We start from the raw sequence: 17,411 nt of genomic DNA, 5'->3' as shown, positions 1-17,411 counted from the left end.
TCTGGGATTTGTGTCAAGAAGCAATTTTTCAATATGTATTTTTGTTTTTCGTTCAGGAAGCTCGGAGTGGCAATTATTCCGGCAAGCGAAAAAACTCCACGGATGATACAATGAAGGGCGTTTGAAACGGCGGCATAAATTCGGCGTTCTATCGCTGATGAGAAAAGGAGGCGAGGCCCTTTGCTGCGGGGCATTGTATTTGATTTCGATCTGACGCTGGTCGACAGCACCGGAGGGATTTGCGCGAACTTGAACGCTCTGGCCGCAGAGAAAAAACTGCGCCGCCTGCAGCCTGCCGAGGTGCGCCGGACGATCGGCTGGGCGTTGGCCGACGCGATGCGGTCTTTCTGGGGAGACGGCCCCGTAGAAGAGGAATGGCTGCCGCGCTATCGTTTGTTTTTTGAGGAACGAAATTACGCCGGCGTCGTGCCTTTTCCGGAAACCGTTCCGGCTCTCAGGAAATTGCGCTCGCGCGGCGCGTTGCTGGGGATTGCGACCAACCGTCTGACCCCGTTGGGAATCGTGCGGGCGGCGGGTCTGGAGACGCTCTGTCCGATCATTGTCGGGATCGACGGATTCAGCCCCAAACCCGATCCGGCAATCGTTCTGGAGGCGCTGCGGCGAATGGGACTGAAAGCCGATGAAGGGGTTTACGTCGGCGATACGGATATCGACATGAAAACGGCGGTCAATGCCGGAGTCGCCAGCGTCGGCGTGACGACCGGCAATCATGGCGCGGCGGCACTGAAGGGAAGCGGCGCTGCGCATGTCATCGAGAATCTCAGCGAGCTGCCGGATCTGTGGGAGGAGATAAGATGAGTCGGAGAAGCGCCAATCCTTTTGTGGGACGGAGGAGAGAAGAATCCGTCGGCTGGAGGCCGTGGAACGCGGAAACGCTTCGGCGCGCCGCGTCTCTGGACCGTCCGCTCTGTCTGTGTCTGATCAACAACGGCAGCCGCTGGAGCCACATGATGAAGGCCAATTTCGAAGAGCCCGAGATCATCGGAATGCTCAACAACGACTTCATTCCCGTGCTGGCCGACAGCGACGACGTGCCTCATCTCGCGCTGGCCGCCCGCGCCATGGCGCAGATCATGCTCGGCCGCGCCGGCTGGCCGCTGTTCATTTTCATGACGCCGGGAAAAAAACCGATCTTTGCCTGTTCGTACCTGCCCAAACAAAGCGAGACCCCCGAAAACCCCGGACTGCTCGAGGTCCTGCGGCGCATCAAATGGCTGTGGCTGATGAAACGGCCGCAGATCGACGAAGCATCCGCAAGCTACGGCGCTCAGCTCGAAGAAGCGCTTTCGCCGTATACGGCGCCGCTCCAAGAGGGGCTCGAGGCGCGGGCCGTCGAGCAGCTGCTTGAGGAAATGGACCTCCAAAACGGCGGCTGGGGGACGGCGCCCAAATTTCCCCAGGCCCCGAAACTGCTTCTGTGTTCCTACCTCGGGCGGAAAAACGAAACGCTCCGCGCCCATTTTGACCGTTCCTTGGCGGCGCTGTTCGGGGAAGGCCTGTACGATCATCTTGCTGCCGGCTTTCACGACTACTGTTGCGATCGGCAATGGCAGATCCCTTATCTGGGCAAGCACCTTGCCCAGAACGCGGCCGTTCTGGACGTGTTTGTCGAGGCATTGAAGGAAGCTCCCAATCCCGTCTACCGTGAAGTCGTCGAGGACAGCATCGCTTTGCTGAGGCGCACCTTGAGCGAAGAAAACGGGCTGCTGTGTTCCGGGGACGACGTTCGCGACATGGATACCATCGATCGCTACTATTTATGGAGCAAAGATGAAATCGACGGGCTTCTTCGCGAAGATTCGGACGCCTTTTGCCGCGTCTATGGAGTCACTTTCGAAGGAAATTACAGCGATCCGCTGACGCAGAAAAAGACCGGTAGAAATGTTTTGCGTCTTGCGGCAATGCCTGGAAGCGACGAAAATACTTTTGGCATTTGGGAAAAAAACGAGAGCGCGCGGAGGATCCTGCGGGAACGCCGGTCGCGTCGCAAGAGCCCGGAAAAGGACACGCGCATTTCGGTGAGGGCCAACGCCTGTTTTGCTGCCGTGCTTGCGCAGGCCTCCGACGTCTTGGAACGGAAAGAGTATCAGGTGCAGGCCGAGGAGATCATGAAGACCCTGTCGACCGCGGCGGTTTCACGGAACGACCTTTGCCATACGCTTTCCGGCGGCCTTGGCGACGGCGAAGGCGGGCTGGAAGATTATGCGTCGTTCATATGGGCAAGTCTGAAGCTGTATCGGGCATCGGGCTCCGCGTCATGGCTTGAGGCCGCCGAAACGTGGAGCGCAAGGGCCGATGAACTTTTTGGGATTCGCGGGGCAATGCGCCTTGTCCGGGAGGGAACTCTCGAGATCCTGCCGGTGTGGGATGCCGGCGACGATTTTCTGCCCTCGGGAAACGGCATGATGGTGAATAATCTGCTCGAACTTTATCGCGCCACCGCAGACGAACGATGGCTGACGCGCGCGCAGAGCATTGTCGACGCTTTTGGCGGAGCGCTCAACGAATATCCGGCGGCGTGCGCCTCGCTCACGCTGGGGGCTCTGAGACTGAAGGATCTGCTCCGAACCGGAGAGAAAGCGATCTATAAGAGCCCCGTTTCATGAACGCTTTGCCGTGAAGGGCACCTCAAAAATGGCGTTCGGCAGCGTTTTCCCCAATGTTTTCGGCACACCCTTGGAGACATGCCGAACGAATTTCTGCCGGCGGAAGCGCAGAAATCTTTTCTGTGGTAGAATACTCAGCGTCGCCCCTCCATACGCCGATGACAAAAACAGAAACGGCACGCTATGTGCGCATATGAAAATAGAGGAGTTCCCGGTTTCCGTCTCTTTCGGACAGAGGCCGGGATTCTTTCGTTTTTGCGTATTTAGTGTTTTTTGTGCTTGAGGCGATACTATTTCTAGTGGCGTTTTTTATCGGGACGAGGTAGAATGATTGTGCCGTTTCGTAAAAGATCCGCACAGAGGATCCACTTTTAAAAATTCCACAGAACGGGAGACCTGCCCATGTATAAATCGATGAAAGAGCGCTTTCGGGATTCGCTGGATATGGGGCTGCTTGAAAACCCTCTGGTGCCGCGCCAGTCGGAGAACGCGCGCTGGCTTTTGGAGCAGCGTTATTACGCCGACCGCTACGACCCGGAAACGGGCGGGCTGCGCAAGGAGCGCAGTTTCGAGGAGTTCGCGCGCCGCGTCTCGCGCATCGTCTGCACGGCCGAGAGTCTGTACCGCGGGGCCGACGACATCGAGTGGATCCGTCGGCTGGAAAAAAATCTTTTCGCCGATCTCGTGGAGGGACGCTTCATTTTCAACTCGCCGTGCCTTTTCGCTTCCGGCGCGGGCATGACCCGCGTGCCGGAGCTGGCGGAGCTGATCTACCGCTCGCCCGACGAGATGGAGCTGGCGGACTACCGACGCCTTTACGACAACAAGACGGACAATCAGCAGCTCTTCGCCTGCTTTGTGATCGACATCCCCGACAGCATCGAGGGCATCTTCGAATCGGTGCGTGACGCCGCCGTCATCAGCAAGTACGGCGGCGGCGTGGGCGGCAACTTCGGCCATCTGCGCGAGCGCGGCGCCGACATCAAGGGCGGCACCGGCGGCAAGGCGTCGGGCCCCGTCTCGTTCATGGAGACATGGAACACCATGGGCTGCGTCGTGGTGCAGGGCGGCCGTCGCCGCGCGGCGCTGATGGGGATGCTGCCCGACGACCATCCCGACATCGAGCAGTTCATGGACGCCAAGACGGAAGAGGGCAAACTGTCGTATTTCAACATCTCTGTCTGCGTGTCCGACGAGCTGGTCAGCGCCGCGCGCGAGAAACGCTCCTTCGCGCTCCGCTCCCGCGCCAACGGCAAGGTAGCGCGCACGGTACAGGGCGACGAGCTGTGGAACAAACTGTGCCAGAACGCCTGGCGCCGCGGCGATCCCGGCGTGTTCTTCATCGACCGCGCCAACGCCGACAATCTGCTCAAGCTCTCGGGGGACTTCGACATCGAATCCACCAACCCCTGCGGCGAGCAGCCGCTGCCGACGTACACGAGCTGCAATCTCGGCTCTGTCAATTTGGTCAAATTCGTCCGCCCCGACGAGACGGGACGCCGAAGTTTCGACATGGAAGGTTTCATGGACCAGGTGTACCGGTCCATCTACTACCTCGATCTCGTCATCGACGCCACCAGCTACCCGCTGCCGCGCATCGGCGAGCGCACCAAGCGCATCCGCCCCGTGGGGCTGGGGCTGATGGGGCTGGCCGATGCGGCGATTTTGAGCGGCGACGTCTACGGCTCCGACTCGTTCAAAAGTTTCTGCGATTCTCTGGGCGCTCATATGTCCGGTGCGGCGCTGATGGCAACGGTCGATGCGGTCGCGCACATGGGCAAGGATCCTTTTTCCGAGAGTTTCGCCGTGGCGAAGCTGTTCGAGGGAGAGCATCGCGTCCACGGCGGCGAGCTCTTCGCGCGCCAGTGGATCAAGGAGATGGATCTGAACTCCTACCGCGAGTTTGTCGCCCAGATGCGGTCGCACGGCCAGGTGCCCTACACTCTGCTGAACACGTTGGAGGTCCTGCCGGAGGTGCTTGGCGCCGACGCGCTGCCCGAGCTGAAACGGCTGATGACGGCGCTGCTGGAAGGGCAGCTGCGCAACAGCCGGCGCCTTTCCATCGCGCCGACCGGTTCGATCTCGATGATCTTCGACAGCTCGGCGGGCATCGAGCCGAACTTTGCCTGGCGCTGGAGCCGCAAGGTGATGAAGTCCGACGGCGACGGCTGGGAAGTGCGCGAGTATTTCCACCCGTTGATCACGCAGAAGGAAGCGGACGAACTGCGCGGTTCGGGCGTCATTTCCGATCCGCGCTACGTGACGGCTTACGACATTTCGCCGGAGCAGCACGTGGACGTGACGGGCATCTTCGCGCGCTACGTGGACAGCGGCATCAGCAAGACCGTCAACCTGCCTTCGTCGGCCACCGTGGACGACGTGCGCAACGTGTACGAGACCTGTTACGACATGGGCTGCAAGGGCATCACGATCTACCGCGACGGCTCGCGTGACAACCAGCCCATCGAGACGAAGAAAGAGGGCGAAACTAAGAGCGAAGCGCCGGCCACGGTGACGCGAGCTGAAGCTGAGGAAAAACCGAGCGCCGAGGAAGCGTCTCAGCCGGCAGGGCTGGAGCGCGCCGCCGAGGAGCACGAGCACGTTCCTTACAGCAGCAAGGTGAAGCAGCGCTCCACGCCGATCGTCTTCGGCAAGACGATCAAGGACCGTACGCCCTGGGGCAGTCTGTGGGTGACGCTGAACTACGACGGCAACGAGCCGTTCGAAGTGTTCGCCTCGCTGGGCAAGAGCGGTTCGGAGCTGAAAGCCATGACCGAAGCGATCTCGCGCGTGATCTCCATCGGCCTGCGTTCGGGCTGTCATCTGGAGGATTTCATCGGCACGCTGCGCGGCATTTCCGGCAAGGAATACTGGATGTTCGACTGCGACGACGACGAAATGGTGCGTTCGATCCCCGACGCCGTGGCGCTGCTGCTGCAGAAACTGATCGAACAACGGAGCGGCGCGGCGGCGAAGGGCGCGGGCGAGCCGCGCAGCGAACTGATCTGCCCCGAATGCGGCGCGCCGATGGAAATGGTAGCCGGCTGTGCCTATTGCTTCAGCTGCGGCTATTCGCCCTGCAAATAAAAGAATACAATGAGCTTTTCCTGTCGAATCTGGAAAACTGTGCTATGATTCGATGGAAAAACTCTTTTGAGTTCCGTCTTTGAAAAGCGCCGCCGAAGGCTCGAAAGAGGCTCGGCGGCGCTTTGTTTTTTGAAACGATTTTTTTGAGCGGAGGCCTTTCGATGACGGAAAAGAAAACGATACAGTTCGACGATCTGCTTCATTTCAAGTTCCTTTCGTGCCCGCGGCTTTCGCCGGACGGCGCGCTGGCGGTCTATCAGGTCGCCCAAGCCGACCTCGAAAAGGACGGCTACGACACCAACCTATGGCTGTACGACTGCGGCGCGGGGCGCAGCCGTCAAATCACGTTCTCTAACGCGGACAAAACCGCGCGCTGGACGCCGGACGGCAAAGCGCTGGTCTTCACGTCGAAACGCGACGCCACGCTGGAGAAGGACGCGACGGCGCTCTACCGGCTGGAACTCGGCGGCGGCGAAGCCCGCCGGCTGGGCGTCGTGCCGCTGCCCGTGAACGACCTGTGGCCGCTGGCGGACGGCAAAATTCTGCTCAACGCGGTGTACACGCCGGAAGAGTCGAATCCCGAGAACGCCCAGTACAAAGTTTACACGCAGATCCCGTTTTGGCAGAACGGCAAGAACTTTACCGGTCAGCGCCGCAGCGCCCTGGCGCTGTGGGATCCCCGTTCCGGCGAGCTCAGGCGCCTCACACCCGACCGCATGGACGTGCTCGACTGCACACTGCCGCCCTGCGTCGGCGCGGCGCTGCTGGTGGCCGAAGAGTACGAAAAGGTCAAGCCGCTGTGCAACCACGTTTGGCGTCTTGATCTCGAAAGCGGCGCGATGGACCGTCTCAGCGAGGGGCTCGAGTACAGCTTCAAGACGGCCGGCTGGAGCGGCGAGCGCGTCATCGTCCTCGCCAGCGACATGAAGCGTTACGGCATGAACGAGAACGCCCAGGTCTTCGAGCTGAAGGACAAAAAACTGACCTGCCTGACGCCGGATCTCGACACCAGCTTCCACAACAGCATGGTCGGCGATTGCCGTTACGGCGTAGAAACGCAGTACGGCCTGATCGACGACGACGGTCTATATTACATTTCCACGCAGGGGGCGAGCAGCCAGATCCACTTCAACGATCTGAACGGACACGACCGCAGCCTGACGCCCGGTCTGCTTTCGGCCGACTGTTTCGACGTGCGCGGCGGGCGCGTCCTCGCCGTCGGCTTCCGGGGTCTGCAGCTGCAGGAACTGTACGTCGCCGAAAACGACGGCGAAACGCAGCTGACGCATCATAACGACTCTTTCATGGCGCAGTTCCAGCTTTCTCAGCCCGAACACTATACGGTGGACAACGGCGAGGGGCTGATGATCGACTGCTGGTACATGAAGCCCGTGGGCGCCGAACCGGGCAAAAAATATCCGACGATCTTCGACATCCACGGCGGCCCCAAGGCGACGTACGGCGCGCTGTATTTCCACGAGGCTCAGTGCTGGGCGGCGCTCGGCTACACGGTGATCTTCTGCAATCCGCGCGGCAGTGACGGGCGCGGCAACGAGTTCGCGGACATCCGCGGCTTCTACGGCGTCAAAGACTATCAGGACTTCAACGCCATGCTCGACTGGGCGGTCACGCATTTCGACTTTATCGATGCGGAGCGCCTGGGCGTGACCGGCGGATCGTACGGCGGCTACATGACCAACTGGATGATCTCGCACAGCGACCGCTTCAAATGCGCGGCCTCGCAGCGCGGCATCTGCAACTGGATCTCCTTTGACGGCGTCAGCGACATCGGCTGGTATTTCGGCGTCGACCAGCAGGGCGGCAGCGGTCCGCTGACCGATCTCGAAGGCGCGTGGAAGGCGTCGCCGCTCAAGTACGTGGGGAACGTGAAGACGCCGACGCTGTTCATTCATTCCGCGGAGGATCGCCGCTGCCCGGACGAGCAGGCGTTCCAGTTCTACACGGCCTTGCAGGTCCTCGGCGTGGAGGTTCGGCTGTGCTATTTCCTCGGCGAGAATCACGAACTGAGCCGCTCGGGCAAACCGCGCAGCCGTCTGGCCCGTCTGCGCGAGATCACCGACTGGATGGACCGTTTCCTGAAAAAATAGGACGCGCCGGATTGCTCGCAGCGCCCTGCAAACTCTGTTAGTGCTTTTTATCAAGAAATAGTATAAATACTATACATTGTGGTATGTTAATATTTTCTATCAAGAACCAGCATTAAAACGAATCTCCCGTTTCGCGAGATGCGCGCGAAACGGGAGATTCGCTATTTCTTGGAGGGCTTTCGTGTCGCCAGAAACAATTTTATGAAGATGCAAACCGGGAAAAGAGGCGCGATCGACAGCAGAGGGGAGACAAAAAAGAAAATGTAGGCGGCAAGCAAAAACAGAAACGCAATCACTGAAATCCAGAACGCATCGATATTCTTCTGCGTACTTTGCGGTTTCATGGCCATGAAGCCGAGAATCGAGAAAACGATCAGCATGACGAAGAGAACGATCATCGCATAGGGTTTGGCCGCTGAAATATTCATGAGCAGATGCCTCCGGGATTTTCTACATTCTTTGCCTTGACAGGCTTCGAGACCATGATAGTATAGACTCGTTCTTTTGCTCTTTTCCAAATCTTACCATGAAAATATGAAACGAGGAAGTTATCGGGTTCATCATCCGACGACTTTCTGAAAGGATGATAAAATGACGCGGCCGGAGAAATGCAGCGCGTTGATATTGGCTGCCGGCAAGGGAACGAGAATGCAGAGCGCGGTTCCCAAGGTGATGCAGCCTCTCCTCGAAGAGCCGATGCTTTACTATGTTTTACGAGCGCTGCGAGCCGCCGGCATCGACGACATCGCCGTTGTGGCCGGACACGGAGGGCAACACGTCGAGGCGTGGCTCGCACAGAATGCCCCCGACGCCAAAGTGATCTGGCAGAAAGAGCAGCTTGGCACGGGGCATGCGGTCATGACTGCTGTCGATTGGATTAGAGAGCGGGACCGCATTTTGGTCGTGAACGGCGATATGCCGATGATCACCGAACAAGAGATCGGATCTTTTCTTGATCATGCGGACGCGGCGGACGCGGCGTTCATGACCTGCGATCTGGACGAGCCGGCTTCCTACGGGCGCGTCGTCAGGAGCGGGAGCGGCGTCCGCATCGTGGAGGCAAAGGACGCGTCGCCTGAGCAGCTGCGCATATCCGAAATAAACGCCGGCGTCTACGTGTTCGCTGTTCCCACGCTTCTTGAGGGGCTTTCCGGCTTGACGCAGAACAACAGTCAACGAGAATATTACATTGTCGATCTCATTTCCTGGGCCTGCCGTCGCGGCCTGAACGTCGTTCCGGTGAAACTCGGTGCCGAGAATCTCGCCGGCGTGAACAATCCGCTCGAGCTTGCCGCGCTTTCGCTGAAAATGCGGGACCGCCTTCTCGCGGCGTGGATGCTCAAAGGGGTAAAATGCGTTGACCCGAGCACGGCGTGGGTCTCGCCGCGGGTCGTGTTTCACGGCGAGGCGTTCCTTTCCCCGAACGTTCAGATCTGGGGATGCAGCGAGATCGGCGCGGGCTGCCGCCTCGGCTCGGGAACGATCCTCCGCCGCTGCATACTGAAGGACAACGTGCAGTGTCTCGGCTATGTGGTCGCCGAAGATATCGTTGCGGAAGAAAACGTGAAGATGGGGCCTTTCTGTTTCTTGCGGGACGGCACGCATCTTCTGCGGGATTCTTTTGCCGGAAAATTCGTCGAGATCAAAAACAGCGAGATCGGCGCAGGGACGAAAGTTCCTCACCTGAGCTATATGGGGGACGCCGTGATCGGCGCGGAAACCAATATCGGCGCGGCATCCGTCACATGCAACTACGACGGTGTCAATAAAAACAAAACGCGGATCGGGGATCGCTGTTTTATCGGCAGCGACACGATGTTCGTCGCCCCGGTGAACATCGGCGACGGCGCCGTGATCGGCGCCGGGTCGGTCATCACTCGGGACGTCCCCGCGGGCGCGCTCGCCGTGGCGAGAAATCGTCAGGTCGTGCGCGAGGGATGGGCACAAAGAAAAAAGGCTGAGCGCGAAAAAAATATGGAGGCTTGAAAGATGATGTCGAGCGAGAGGCAGATCATGGTTATTTCCGGTACCGCTCATCCCGAGTTCGCGGAGAAAGTGAGCCAGGAGCTGGGAATCAGGCTGGCGAACGTTACCCACTACAACTTCGCCGACGGAGAGGTGGGCTTCCGCATCGAAGAGAGCGTCCGCGGCGCAGACGTGTATGTGATCCAGCCAACGTGCAAGCCCGTCAACGACAACCTGATGGAACTGCTGATCATGGTCGACGCGCTGAAGAGAGCCTCCGCGGGAAGGATCAACCTTGTCATGCCCTATTTCGGTTATGCCCGTCAGGATCGTCAGGCCAAAGGGCGGGAGCCGATCTCGGCAAAGCTGGTCGCGAATATGATCGAGCACGCCGGCACCGACCGCGTCGTTACGGCGGACCTGCACGCGCGGCAGATCCAGGGTTTCTTTGACATTCCCGTGGATCATCTTTTGGGCGTGCCGCTTCTGGCCGGCTGGTTCAAAGAGCACCTTATCGGCGATCAAGACACCAGTCAATTCGTCGTCGTATCGCCCGACGCCGGCGGGGTCGTCCGCGCCCGGAAACTGGCGACGCTTCTGAAAGCGGAGATTTCCATCGTCGATAAACGCCGCCGTCACGACATGGCCAATATTTGCGAGGTCATGGAAATCATCGGCACCGACGTGGCCGACAAAACGTGCATTATCATCGACGATATGATCGATACGGCCGGCACCATCGTCAACGCGGCCAAAGCGTTGGAAAGCCTGGGCGCCAAGGAAGTCTACTGTTCGGCGACTCATGGCCTGCTCTCCGGCCCCGCCATCGACCGTCTCAGCGACGACGCCGTCACAAAAGTCGTTGTGACCGACACGATCCCATTGCCAGCGGAAAGGAAATTGGATAAAATAGTGCAAGTGTCCATGGCCCCGGTTTTTGCCGAGGCTATTCGAAGGATTCACACTGATGGGTCGGTGAGCGATCTTTTTGAGTGATTTCGGACCCGCCATTGTAAATAATTTTTTTGAGGAGGCTCTTTGTATTATGTCAGAAGCAGTTCAGATTGTTCTTGAGAATCGCGAGGATTCAGGTTCGGCGTATTGCGGCCGTTTGCGCAAGGAAGGCTTTCTCCCCGCCGTCGTCTACGGACCGGCCCTTGACCAGACCTACTCCGTTAAGGTGGAGACCAAAACGATGCTGCCCTACCTTATGTCCGACGATGTGAAGAAGACCGTCTTTGCCGCAAAACTTCCCAACGGGGAAGTGAAAAACTGCGTGATCAAGTCCGCCACGAAGAATTACGCCACGGACCGGCTGCTGCACATCGACTTTTACTGCGCGAACGAATAAGCACTTGCGCCTCATTGCAGGGCTTGGCAATCCCGGCACGGATTACGCTTTGACGCGGCATAATGTCGGCTGGGATGTGATCGACTGTCTCGTAAATCGCCTGCGGGCCGGCGAGCCGTCGACAAAGTTCGGCGGCGCCTGTTGGGGGCCGTTGAATGTCGGCGGCGAACGGGTCGTGTTTCTCAAACCCTATACGTACATGAACAACAGCGGCGTAGCCGTGGGGGAGATCGCCCGTTTCTACAAGATCGAGCCGAGGAATATCCTCGTGGTCGTGGACGATATCAACCTGCCGCTGGGACGTATGAGGATTCGTTCGAAAGGCTCCGCCGGGGGGCATAACGGGTTGAAATCCGTCATCGCCCATCTTAACAGCGGGGATTTTCCGCGTCTGCGCCTCGGCGTCGATCCCTGCCCGCCGCGCTACGATATGGCCGCTTGGGTGACGGGGCGTTTTTCCGCTGACGATCGCCGCGTCATTGACAGGTCAATCGAAAAAGCTTCAGCTTTTTGTCTGGAGTGGTGTTCGTCTGACGCAGAAAAACTTATGAACCGCGTGAACAGTTGTGATGTACGTTCTGTAAACGGCGAAGCATGACGCTTTCGCCGTTTTTTGTTTATGATCGCTATAAGCGAAAGGGAGGTGACGAACTCTGACTTCTCGCTTAAGTGACGTCGATTCTCGGCTTTGGGCGCGCGGAGCGTCGGTCGGCATTCCTCTGGAAGGCGCCGGGCTGGCGTGTTCCCTGCGCGGATGTGAAAAGGTTCTTGTTCTTGTGCCGACGCGCCAGGAGGCGCTGACTCTGGACTCTGATTTGAAAGTGCTGGGGGTCGAAAGCCGTCTGCTCGAAGAGCCCCCTTTGGACCGCGAGAAGCTGCGGAACGGGGATTCGTTTCTGCGGCGCGGCCATACGCTTTCGGGATGGCTCAATGCAAGGAGCGGGATGTTGGTGGCCACTCCGGGAGCGTTGCTCACGCCGTTTCGCTTCGGCAAAGTGGGATTGACTTTGGCGGCCGGCAAACGTTTGGGACGGGATACACTCACGTCTTGGCTTGCCGAAAACGGCTATCGGCGGGCGGAGTTGGTATGGCAGCCCGGCGAGTTTGCGGTTCGCGGCGGTATCGTCGATTTTTTCGATCCCTCCGAAAAGGCGCCGCTGCGCGTCGAGTTTTTTGACGAGGACGTGGAATCGATCCGCTTTTTTCAACCCCGCTCGCAGAGGAGCTTTCAAAATCTGCCGCATTTCATTGTGCGCAGCGTCAATCACAGCGAAGACGAACAGCGCGAAAGAGCCTGGGGCAGTTACGGAACGCTGCTGGTCCAGCCCCGCAGGCTCGAGGACGGCTTTGCGGCTTTTTGCGAGCTCTACAACGCGCTTGTCGACGAAAAGCAGCGGCTTGCGCCCGACGCGTTCGAAAGGTTTTTGCTGGACACGGGGCGTCTGCCGCGGTTGAGAGTATCGGCTCCCGGGGAGGGCGTTCACCAGGACGCCCTTGATTTCGGCGTCGTTCCTTATTTCCGGGGCGATCTGAGAGCGGCCCGCGCGTACGTCGACAGCCATCTGCAGGCGGGATTCAAGATCCATATCACCAGCCGCAACTTGACCGGAAGTTCATTTCCCGAGCAGGTCTCTTTCCAGCAGGGCAGCAGTTTAAGCGGCGGTGTCGTGGTGAAAGACCGGAACGAGATCTGGATTTCCGACGCGGAACTTTTCGGCATCAACGAAGTTGCCGAAGAAGAGGTCAACCACGGCATGCCTTTGGACCTTGAGGCGAGCTTGAAGAAGGACCAGTGGGTCATCCACGAAAAATATGGCGTCTGCCAGCTTGAGGGGACATCGGTCGAGAATTTTGGCGGCCAGAATTACGAAACCATCGTTCTGCGGTTCGCCGACAACGAAAGACTGATTATCCCTACCGCTGAGCTTTTCCGCCTCACCCCATGGAATGGTAACGGCGTCCCCGAGCTCGACAGCCTCAAGTCGAAGCGCTGGCGTTCGGCGTGGAAAAAAGCGGAAGCGCAGATCGAAGCGGAAGCGCAAGGGCTCCTGAATCTCTACGCCCAGCGCGAACTGGCCGAGGGGCGAGCTTTTGGACGCGACGGCGACCTGCTGAAACGCTTCGAAGAGAGCTTTCCCTACAAAGAAACCGTCGATCAGCTCCGGGCGATCCGCGACGTCAAGCACGACATGGAACGCCGCTGGCCTATGGACCGCCTCATTGTCGGAGACGTCGGTTACGGCAAAACCGAGGTTGTGCTGCGCGCGGCGGTCAAAGCCGTCGAAAATGGCGCGCAGGCGGCGATTATTGCGCCGACAACGGTTTTGGCCCTCCAGCATTATCGCACCTGCGTCGCCAGAGTGGGCGAACTTCCGATCCGCGTCGAGCTGCTTTCGCGAATGATCCCCAAGAAAAAGCAGAAGGAAATTCTCGACGAAACGGCAAAAGGACGCGTCGACATCCTGATCGGCACCCATCGCCTTTTTCAGGACGACATTCAATTCAAAGACTTGGGACTGCTGATAATCGACGAAGAACACCGTTTTGGCGTCAAACACAAAGAGCGGCTGAAAGTGGCGCATCCCGGGCTGGACGTGCTTTCTCTTTCGGCGACGCCGATTCCCAGAAGCCTTTCCATGGCTCTGCGCGGCATCCGGGACATTTCCGTGATCGCCACTTCGCCGCGAGGGCGCGGCGAAGTCTTTACCGTGACCTCCCGATGGGATCCCAGTCTGGCGCATGACGCGGTTCTCCGCGAGCTCATGCGAGGCGGACAGGTATACTATCTGCATAATCGCATCGACGACATAGAACAGATCGCGGCGCGTCTTGCCAACCTTTTCCCCGGACACCGCACGGCCGTTGCTCACGGGCAAATGGGAGAGCGCGAGCTCGAGAAGACGATGAACGAGTTCTATGACGGCAGAATTGAAATCTTGGTGTGCACGACGATCATCGAAAGCGGGCTTGACGTGCCGCGGGCCAACACGCTGATCGTCGACGACGTCAGACGCCTTGGCCTGGCGCAGATGCATCAGATACGCGGCCGCATCGGGCGACGCAGCGAGAACGCTTACGCCCTGTTTTTTTATGAATCCGAAGAAAGCGGCGGCCAGACCCGCGAACGCCTTGAAGCCCTGGGCGCCGTCGGCTCGCAGAATGGCGGCTATCAACTGGCGCAGCGTGACCTCGAGATCCGCGGGGCGGGCGAGATCCTCGGAACGGAACAGCATGGCTTTAAGGAGCGCATCGGCTATACCCTTTACTTGAAAAAATTGAAGGAGCGCGTCGACCAGCTGCGAGGGATCGGAATAAAGCCCGCGCTGGTCGATGTGGGCATGCCGCTGGTGATTCCTGTGGAATATGTCCCGCAGATGGATCTGCGCATCGGGTTGTACAGGCGTTTGTTATCCCCCTTGAGCGCTCAGGAATACGAGGAAATGCGGGCGGAACTTCTTGATCGGTATGGGCCTCTGCCCGAGCAGGTTCAAGGGCTACTTGACGCGGCTCTGGTCCGCGGCGAAGGCGGGGCTCTCGGGATCGAGAAGCTCCGGGTCTCGAAGGCGCTCGTCGCTCTTGAGGGTCCCTTGAGGGAAGGTGCCTTCCTGCCTCCGCGCTGGATCGTAAAAAGCGGCGCGCGCCTCGGCATTGGCGGCGTCAACGGACTGCATGCCGTTGCCGGGGAGTTGATGAAAAAAGTCGTTCCCCGGGCGTGATATTTCTTAATTTGAGGAGGCAAAAAATGGACAAGGAGCCCGGTCGTTTTTCCGAACTCATAGAGACCATGAAAAAACTGCGCTCTCCGGGCGGCTGTCCCTGGGATCGCAAACAGGATTACGAGTCCCTCCGTCCGCATATCATCGAAGAAGCCTACGAGTTGGTAGACGCCATTGAGCGCCGCGAGGCCGAGGGGAACATGAAACATGTCCTTGAAGAATGCGGGGATTTGCTGCTTCAGGTGATTTTTATCGGCACCATAGCAGAGGAAAAAGGCGATTTTTCAATCGACGACATTCCGAGGATCATAACCGAGAAGCTCATTCGCCGTCATCCTCACATTTTTGGCGGAGCGTCGGCCGAGGCACACCAGAGCGCCCCGACCGGCTGGGAGGAAATAAAACGTCAGGAGCGCCAGGCGGAACAGACACGGGACGTTTCCGTTCTGACGGGAGTGCCGCGCCGTCTGCCCGCTCTGGCGAAGGCTTACAGGATTCAAGAGAAAGCCGCCGGCGTAGGATTCGATTGGCCTCAGGGAGAACAGACGCCGGTCGTGGAGAAGATCAGGGAAGAGCTTGCCGAAGTCTGCGAAGTCCTCGACGCCGATAAAAAACAGGAGCTCGCCGGGGAAATCGGCGATCTTCTGTTCGCGGTCGTGAACCTTTCACGGCGCTGCGGCGTTGACCCGGACTTGGCTTTGTCAAGGACGAATGCAAAATTCGAACGTCGGTTCCGTTATATCGAGACGCAAATCGAGCAGCATGACAAAAAATGGTACGATCTTTCATTGAACGATTTAATATATTTATGGAATCAAGCGAAGAAAGCTTCCTTGTGATATAGTAGTCGCATTGGCAAATATTCTCGAACAAAAGCAAAAATTGAAATATATCCGTAGGAGGGAATTTACATGGTTTCAAAGAAAGCGCATTCTTCAGCCGCCGTCGGGGATGAAAAGGCGGACATCCAAAAGAAAATGCCGCCGGCCGAAGAGTCTGCCGCACGGGAAATCACCCGCGAGATTTCCGAAACGCGCAGGGTGGAGATCACTGAAACGGTGCTCCGCGATGCTCATCAGTCGCTGATGGCTACGCGCATGTCCCTTGATGACATGCTGCCGGTACTGGATCAGATGGACGAGATCGGCTATCACTCTTTAGAAGTTTGGGGGGGAGCGACCTTCGACGCCTGCATGCGTTTCCTCAACGAAGATCCCTGGGAAAGGCTGCGCACGCTGAAGAAGCATTTCAAGAAGACCAAGCTGCAAATGCTTTTGAGAGGGCAGAATCTCGTGGGATACCGCCATTACGCTGACGATACCGCCAAAGAATTTGTGAAGCGGGCGGTCGGCAATGGCATTGACATCATCAGGATTTTCGACGCGCTGAACGACCTCCGCAACCTCGAAGTGACGGCTGCCCAGACTAAGGCGGAAGGAGCGCACCTTCAGCTCTGCATCGCCTATACTACGTCTCCGGTGCATACGGTAGAGGCCTTTGTGAAACTGGCTTCGCAGATGAAAGACCTTGGCGCCGATTCGATTTGCATCAAGGACATGGCCGGATTGTTGACGCCGACGGCTGCCAAGGAACTGGTCCATGGCATCAAACGGGCGACGGCGCTGCCGATCCAAGTGCATTCGCATTATACGTGTGGCCTCGCAGGATTGGCTTATTACGCCGCGATCGAAGCCGGCGCCGACGTCATCGATTGCGCTCTGTCTCCCTTCTCGATGGGGACCAGTCAGCCGTGCACCGAGACCTTTGTGGCCGCTCTTGCCGGCAGCCAGTGGGACACGGGGCTCGATATTCGCCAAGTGACGCCGATTTCCAATCATTTCAAGAAGATACGCGCGAAATACGACAAAATCTTCGTAAAGGTTCAGGGCGCGAATACGGATATTCTGCTTGCGCAGATTCCCGGCGGCATGTATTCGAATCTCGTCAATCAGCTGAAAGAAGCCGGGCAGCAGGATAAACTGCCGCAAGTCCTGGAGGAAGTCCCTTATGTCCGCGCGGCCATGGGGTATCCGCCTCTGGTGACGCCAAGCAGCCAGATTGTCGGCACGCAGGCGACGCTTAACGTGCTTTCCGGGGAACGGTGGAAAATCATTCCCAAGGAAGTGTATAATCTCTTCAAGGGAATGTATGGTCAGACGCCCGCGCCGATGGACCCGGAAATCCAGAAAAAAGTTCTTGGCGGAGACAAGCCTATTACCTGCCGTCCTGCCGATCTTATCGAGCCGGAGCTGGAAAAGGCCCGAAAAGAAGTTGCGTCGTGGATCACCCAGCCCGAGGACGTGCTGACCTATGTGCTTTTCCCGGCGGTTGCCAAGGATTTTCTGGTGAAGAAGTACGCCCGTGAAACGATGACCGATATCGGCCTGAACGAGTTCGTGGATGGTTCCGCGTATCCCGTGTAAGAGCCGAGGAGTTCGCGGTATTTGCATTCGGAAATCGGAAAAACTCTATAAAAAAGGAGGGGCGGCTTTTCCGTCCCTCCATGCTGTGTTTGTTGTATGAAACTTTCACGCGGGGAAGCGGGGGAGGTATTACC

12 protein-coding genes are annotated in these 17,411 nt (G+C 58.3%); 11 read left to right on the top strand and 1 reads right to left on the bottom strand.

Going from position 1 to position 17,411, the window contains the following annotated elements; genetic code table 11:
- Window positions 1-180 precede the first annotated feature (180 nt).
- From FYJ74_RS01460 to FYJ74_RS01445, 4 genes are all read left to right on the top strand, one after another.
- Window positions 181-819 carry an HAD family hydrolase gene (locus tag FYJ74_RS01460; protein WP_154527841.1) on the top strand — a complete coding sequence of 213 codons (639 nt, stop codon included), beginning with the start codon at window positions 181-183 and terminating at the stop codon, window positions 817-819.
- Window positions 816-2,627, top strand: coding sequence for a thioredoxin domain-containing protein (locus tag FYJ74_RS01455; RefSeq protein ID WP_154527840.1), 1,812 nt, complete (start codon window positions 816-818; stop codon window positions 2,625-2,627). The genes FYJ74_RS01460 and FYJ74_RS01455 overlap by 4 nt, the downstream gene beginning before the upstream one ends.
- Window positions 2,628-3,029: 402 nt before the next feature.
- On the top strand, window positions 3,030-5,714 hold the full coding sequence (locus tag FYJ74_RS01450; RefSeq protein ID WP_154527839.1) for an adenosylcobalamin-dependent ribonucleoside-diphosphate reductase: 2,685 nt from the start codon (window positions 3,030-3,032) through the stop codon (window positions 5,712-5,714).
- A gap of 161 nt (window positions 5,715-5,875) precedes the next feature.
- On the top strand, window positions 5,876-7,822 hold the full coding sequence (locus tag FYJ74_RS01445) for a S9 family peptidase (protein WP_154527838.1): 1,947 nt from the start codon (window positions 5,876-5,878) through the stop codon (window positions 7,820-7,822).
- A gap of 161 nt (window positions 7,823-7,983) precedes the next feature.
- Here FYJ74_RS01445 and FYJ74_RS01440 read toward each other — a convergent pair whose 3' ends face one another.
- Entirely contained in the window at window positions 7,984-8,250 is a 267-nt protein-coding gene (locus FYJ74_RS01440; RefSeq protein WP_154527837.1) for a hypothetical protein, read from the bottom strand.
- 163 nt (window positions 8,251-8,413) lie between these two features.
- Here FYJ74_RS01440 and glmU point away from each other — a divergent pair, with 163 nt between their 5' ends.
- The 7 genes from glmU to FYJ74_RS01405 all read left to right on the top strand — a co-directional run bounded on the left by glmU (window position 8,414) and on the right by FYJ74_RS01405 (window position 17,277).
- Window positions 8,414-9,808 carry a bifunctional UDP-N-acetylglucosamine diphosphorylase/glucosamine-1-phosphate N-acetyltransferase GlmU gene (glmU, locus tag FYJ74_RS01435; RefSeq protein WP_154527836.1) on the top strand — a complete coding sequence of 465 codons (1,395 nt, stop codon included), beginning with the start codon at window positions 8,414-8,416 and terminating at the stop codon, window positions 9,806-9,808.
- A gap of 3 nt (window positions 9,809-9,811) precedes the next feature.
- Complete coding sequence (locus FYJ74_RS01430; RefSeq protein WP_154527835.1) at window positions 9,812-10,783, top strand: ribose-phosphate diphosphokinase; 972 nt, start codon at window positions 9,812-9,814, stop codon at window positions 10,781-10,783.
- 49 nt (window positions 10,784-10,832) lie between these two features.
- Window positions 10,833-11,138, top strand: a complete 306-nt coding sequence (locus tag FYJ74_RS01425; RefSeq protein ID WP_154527834.1) for a 50S ribosomal protein L25 — start codon at window positions 10,833-10,835, stop codon at window positions 11,136-11,138.
- Window positions 11,139-11,142: 4 nt separating this feature from the next.
- Window positions 11,143-11,736, top strand: a complete 594-nt coding sequence (gene pth / locus FYJ74_RS01420; RefSeq protein WP_154527833.1) for an aminoacyl-tRNA hydrolase — start codon at window positions 11,143-11,145, stop codon at window positions 11,734-11,736.
- 178 nt (window positions 11,737-11,914) lie between these two features.
- On the top strand, window positions 11,915-14,854 hold the full coding sequence (locus FYJ74_RS01415) for a DEAD/DEAH box helicase (protein WP_326830843.1): 2,940 nt from the start codon (window positions 11,915-11,917) through the stop codon (window positions 14,852-14,854).
- 26 nt (window positions 14,855-14,880) lie between these two features.
- Entirely contained in the window at window positions 14,881-15,693 is an 813-nt protein-coding gene (mazG, locus tag FYJ74_RS01410; RefSeq protein WP_154527831.1) for a nucleoside triphosphate pyrophosphohydrolase, read from the top strand.
- A 72-nt stretch (window positions 15,694-15,765) separates the two neighbouring features.
- The gene (locus FYJ74_RS01405; RefSeq protein ID WP_154527830.1) at window positions 15,766-17,277 is read left to right on the top strand and encodes a pyruvate carboxylase subunit B; all 1,512 of its coding nucleotides are present in this window, start codon (window positions 15,766-15,768) and stop codon (window positions 17,275-17,277) included.
- Window positions 17,278-17,411: the final 134 nt, after the last annotated feature.

The sequence above is a fragment of the Pyramidobacter porci genome, assembly GCF_009695745.1.
GTDB classification, from domain to species: domain Bacteria; phylum Synergistota; class Synergistia; order Synergistales; family Dethiosulfovibrionaceae; genus Pyramidobacter; species Pyramidobacter porci.
This window is presented reverse-complemented; position numbering and strand designations above follow the sequence as displayed.

Excerpts from the sequence above, each read along its gene's own strand:
- FYJ74_RS01405 (WP_154527830.1), top strand. The coding sequence starts at position 15,766 with ATGGTTTCAAAGAAAGCGCATTCTTCAGCCGCCGTCGGGGATGAAAAG.
- FYJ74_RS01455 (WP_154527840.1), top strand. The coding sequence starts at position 816 with ATGAGTCGGAGAAGCGCCAATCCTTTTGTGGGACGGAGGAGAGAAGAA.
- FYJ74_RS01440 (WP_154527837.1), bottom strand. The coding sequence starts at position 8,250 with ATGAATATTTCAGCGGCCAAACCCTATGCGATGATCGTTCTCTTCGTC.
- FYJ74_RS01425 (WP_154527834.1), top strand. The coding sequence starts at position 10,833 with ATGTCAGAAGCAGTTCAGATTGTTCTTGAGAATCGCGAGGATTCAGGT.
- FYJ74_RS01450 (WP_154527839.1), top strand. The coding sequence starts at position 3,030 with ATGTATAAATCGATGAAAGAGCGCTTTCGGGATTCGCTGGATATGGGG.
- glmU (WP_154527836.1), top strand. The coding sequence starts at position 8,414 with ATGACGCGGCCGGAGAAATGCAGCGCGTTGATATTGGCTGCCGGCAAG.
- FYJ74_RS01430 (WP_154527835.1), top strand. The coding sequence starts at position 9,812 with ATGATGTCGAGCGAGAGGCAGATCATGGTTATTTCCGGTACCGCTCAT.
- FYJ74_RS01445 (WP_154527838.1), top strand. The coding sequence starts at position 5,876 with ATGACGGAAAAGAAAACGATACAGTTCGACGATCTGCTTCATTTCAAG.
- mazG (WP_154527831.1), top strand. The coding sequence starts at position 14,881 with ATGGACAAGGAGCCCGGTCGTTTTTCCGAACTCATAGAGACCATGAAA.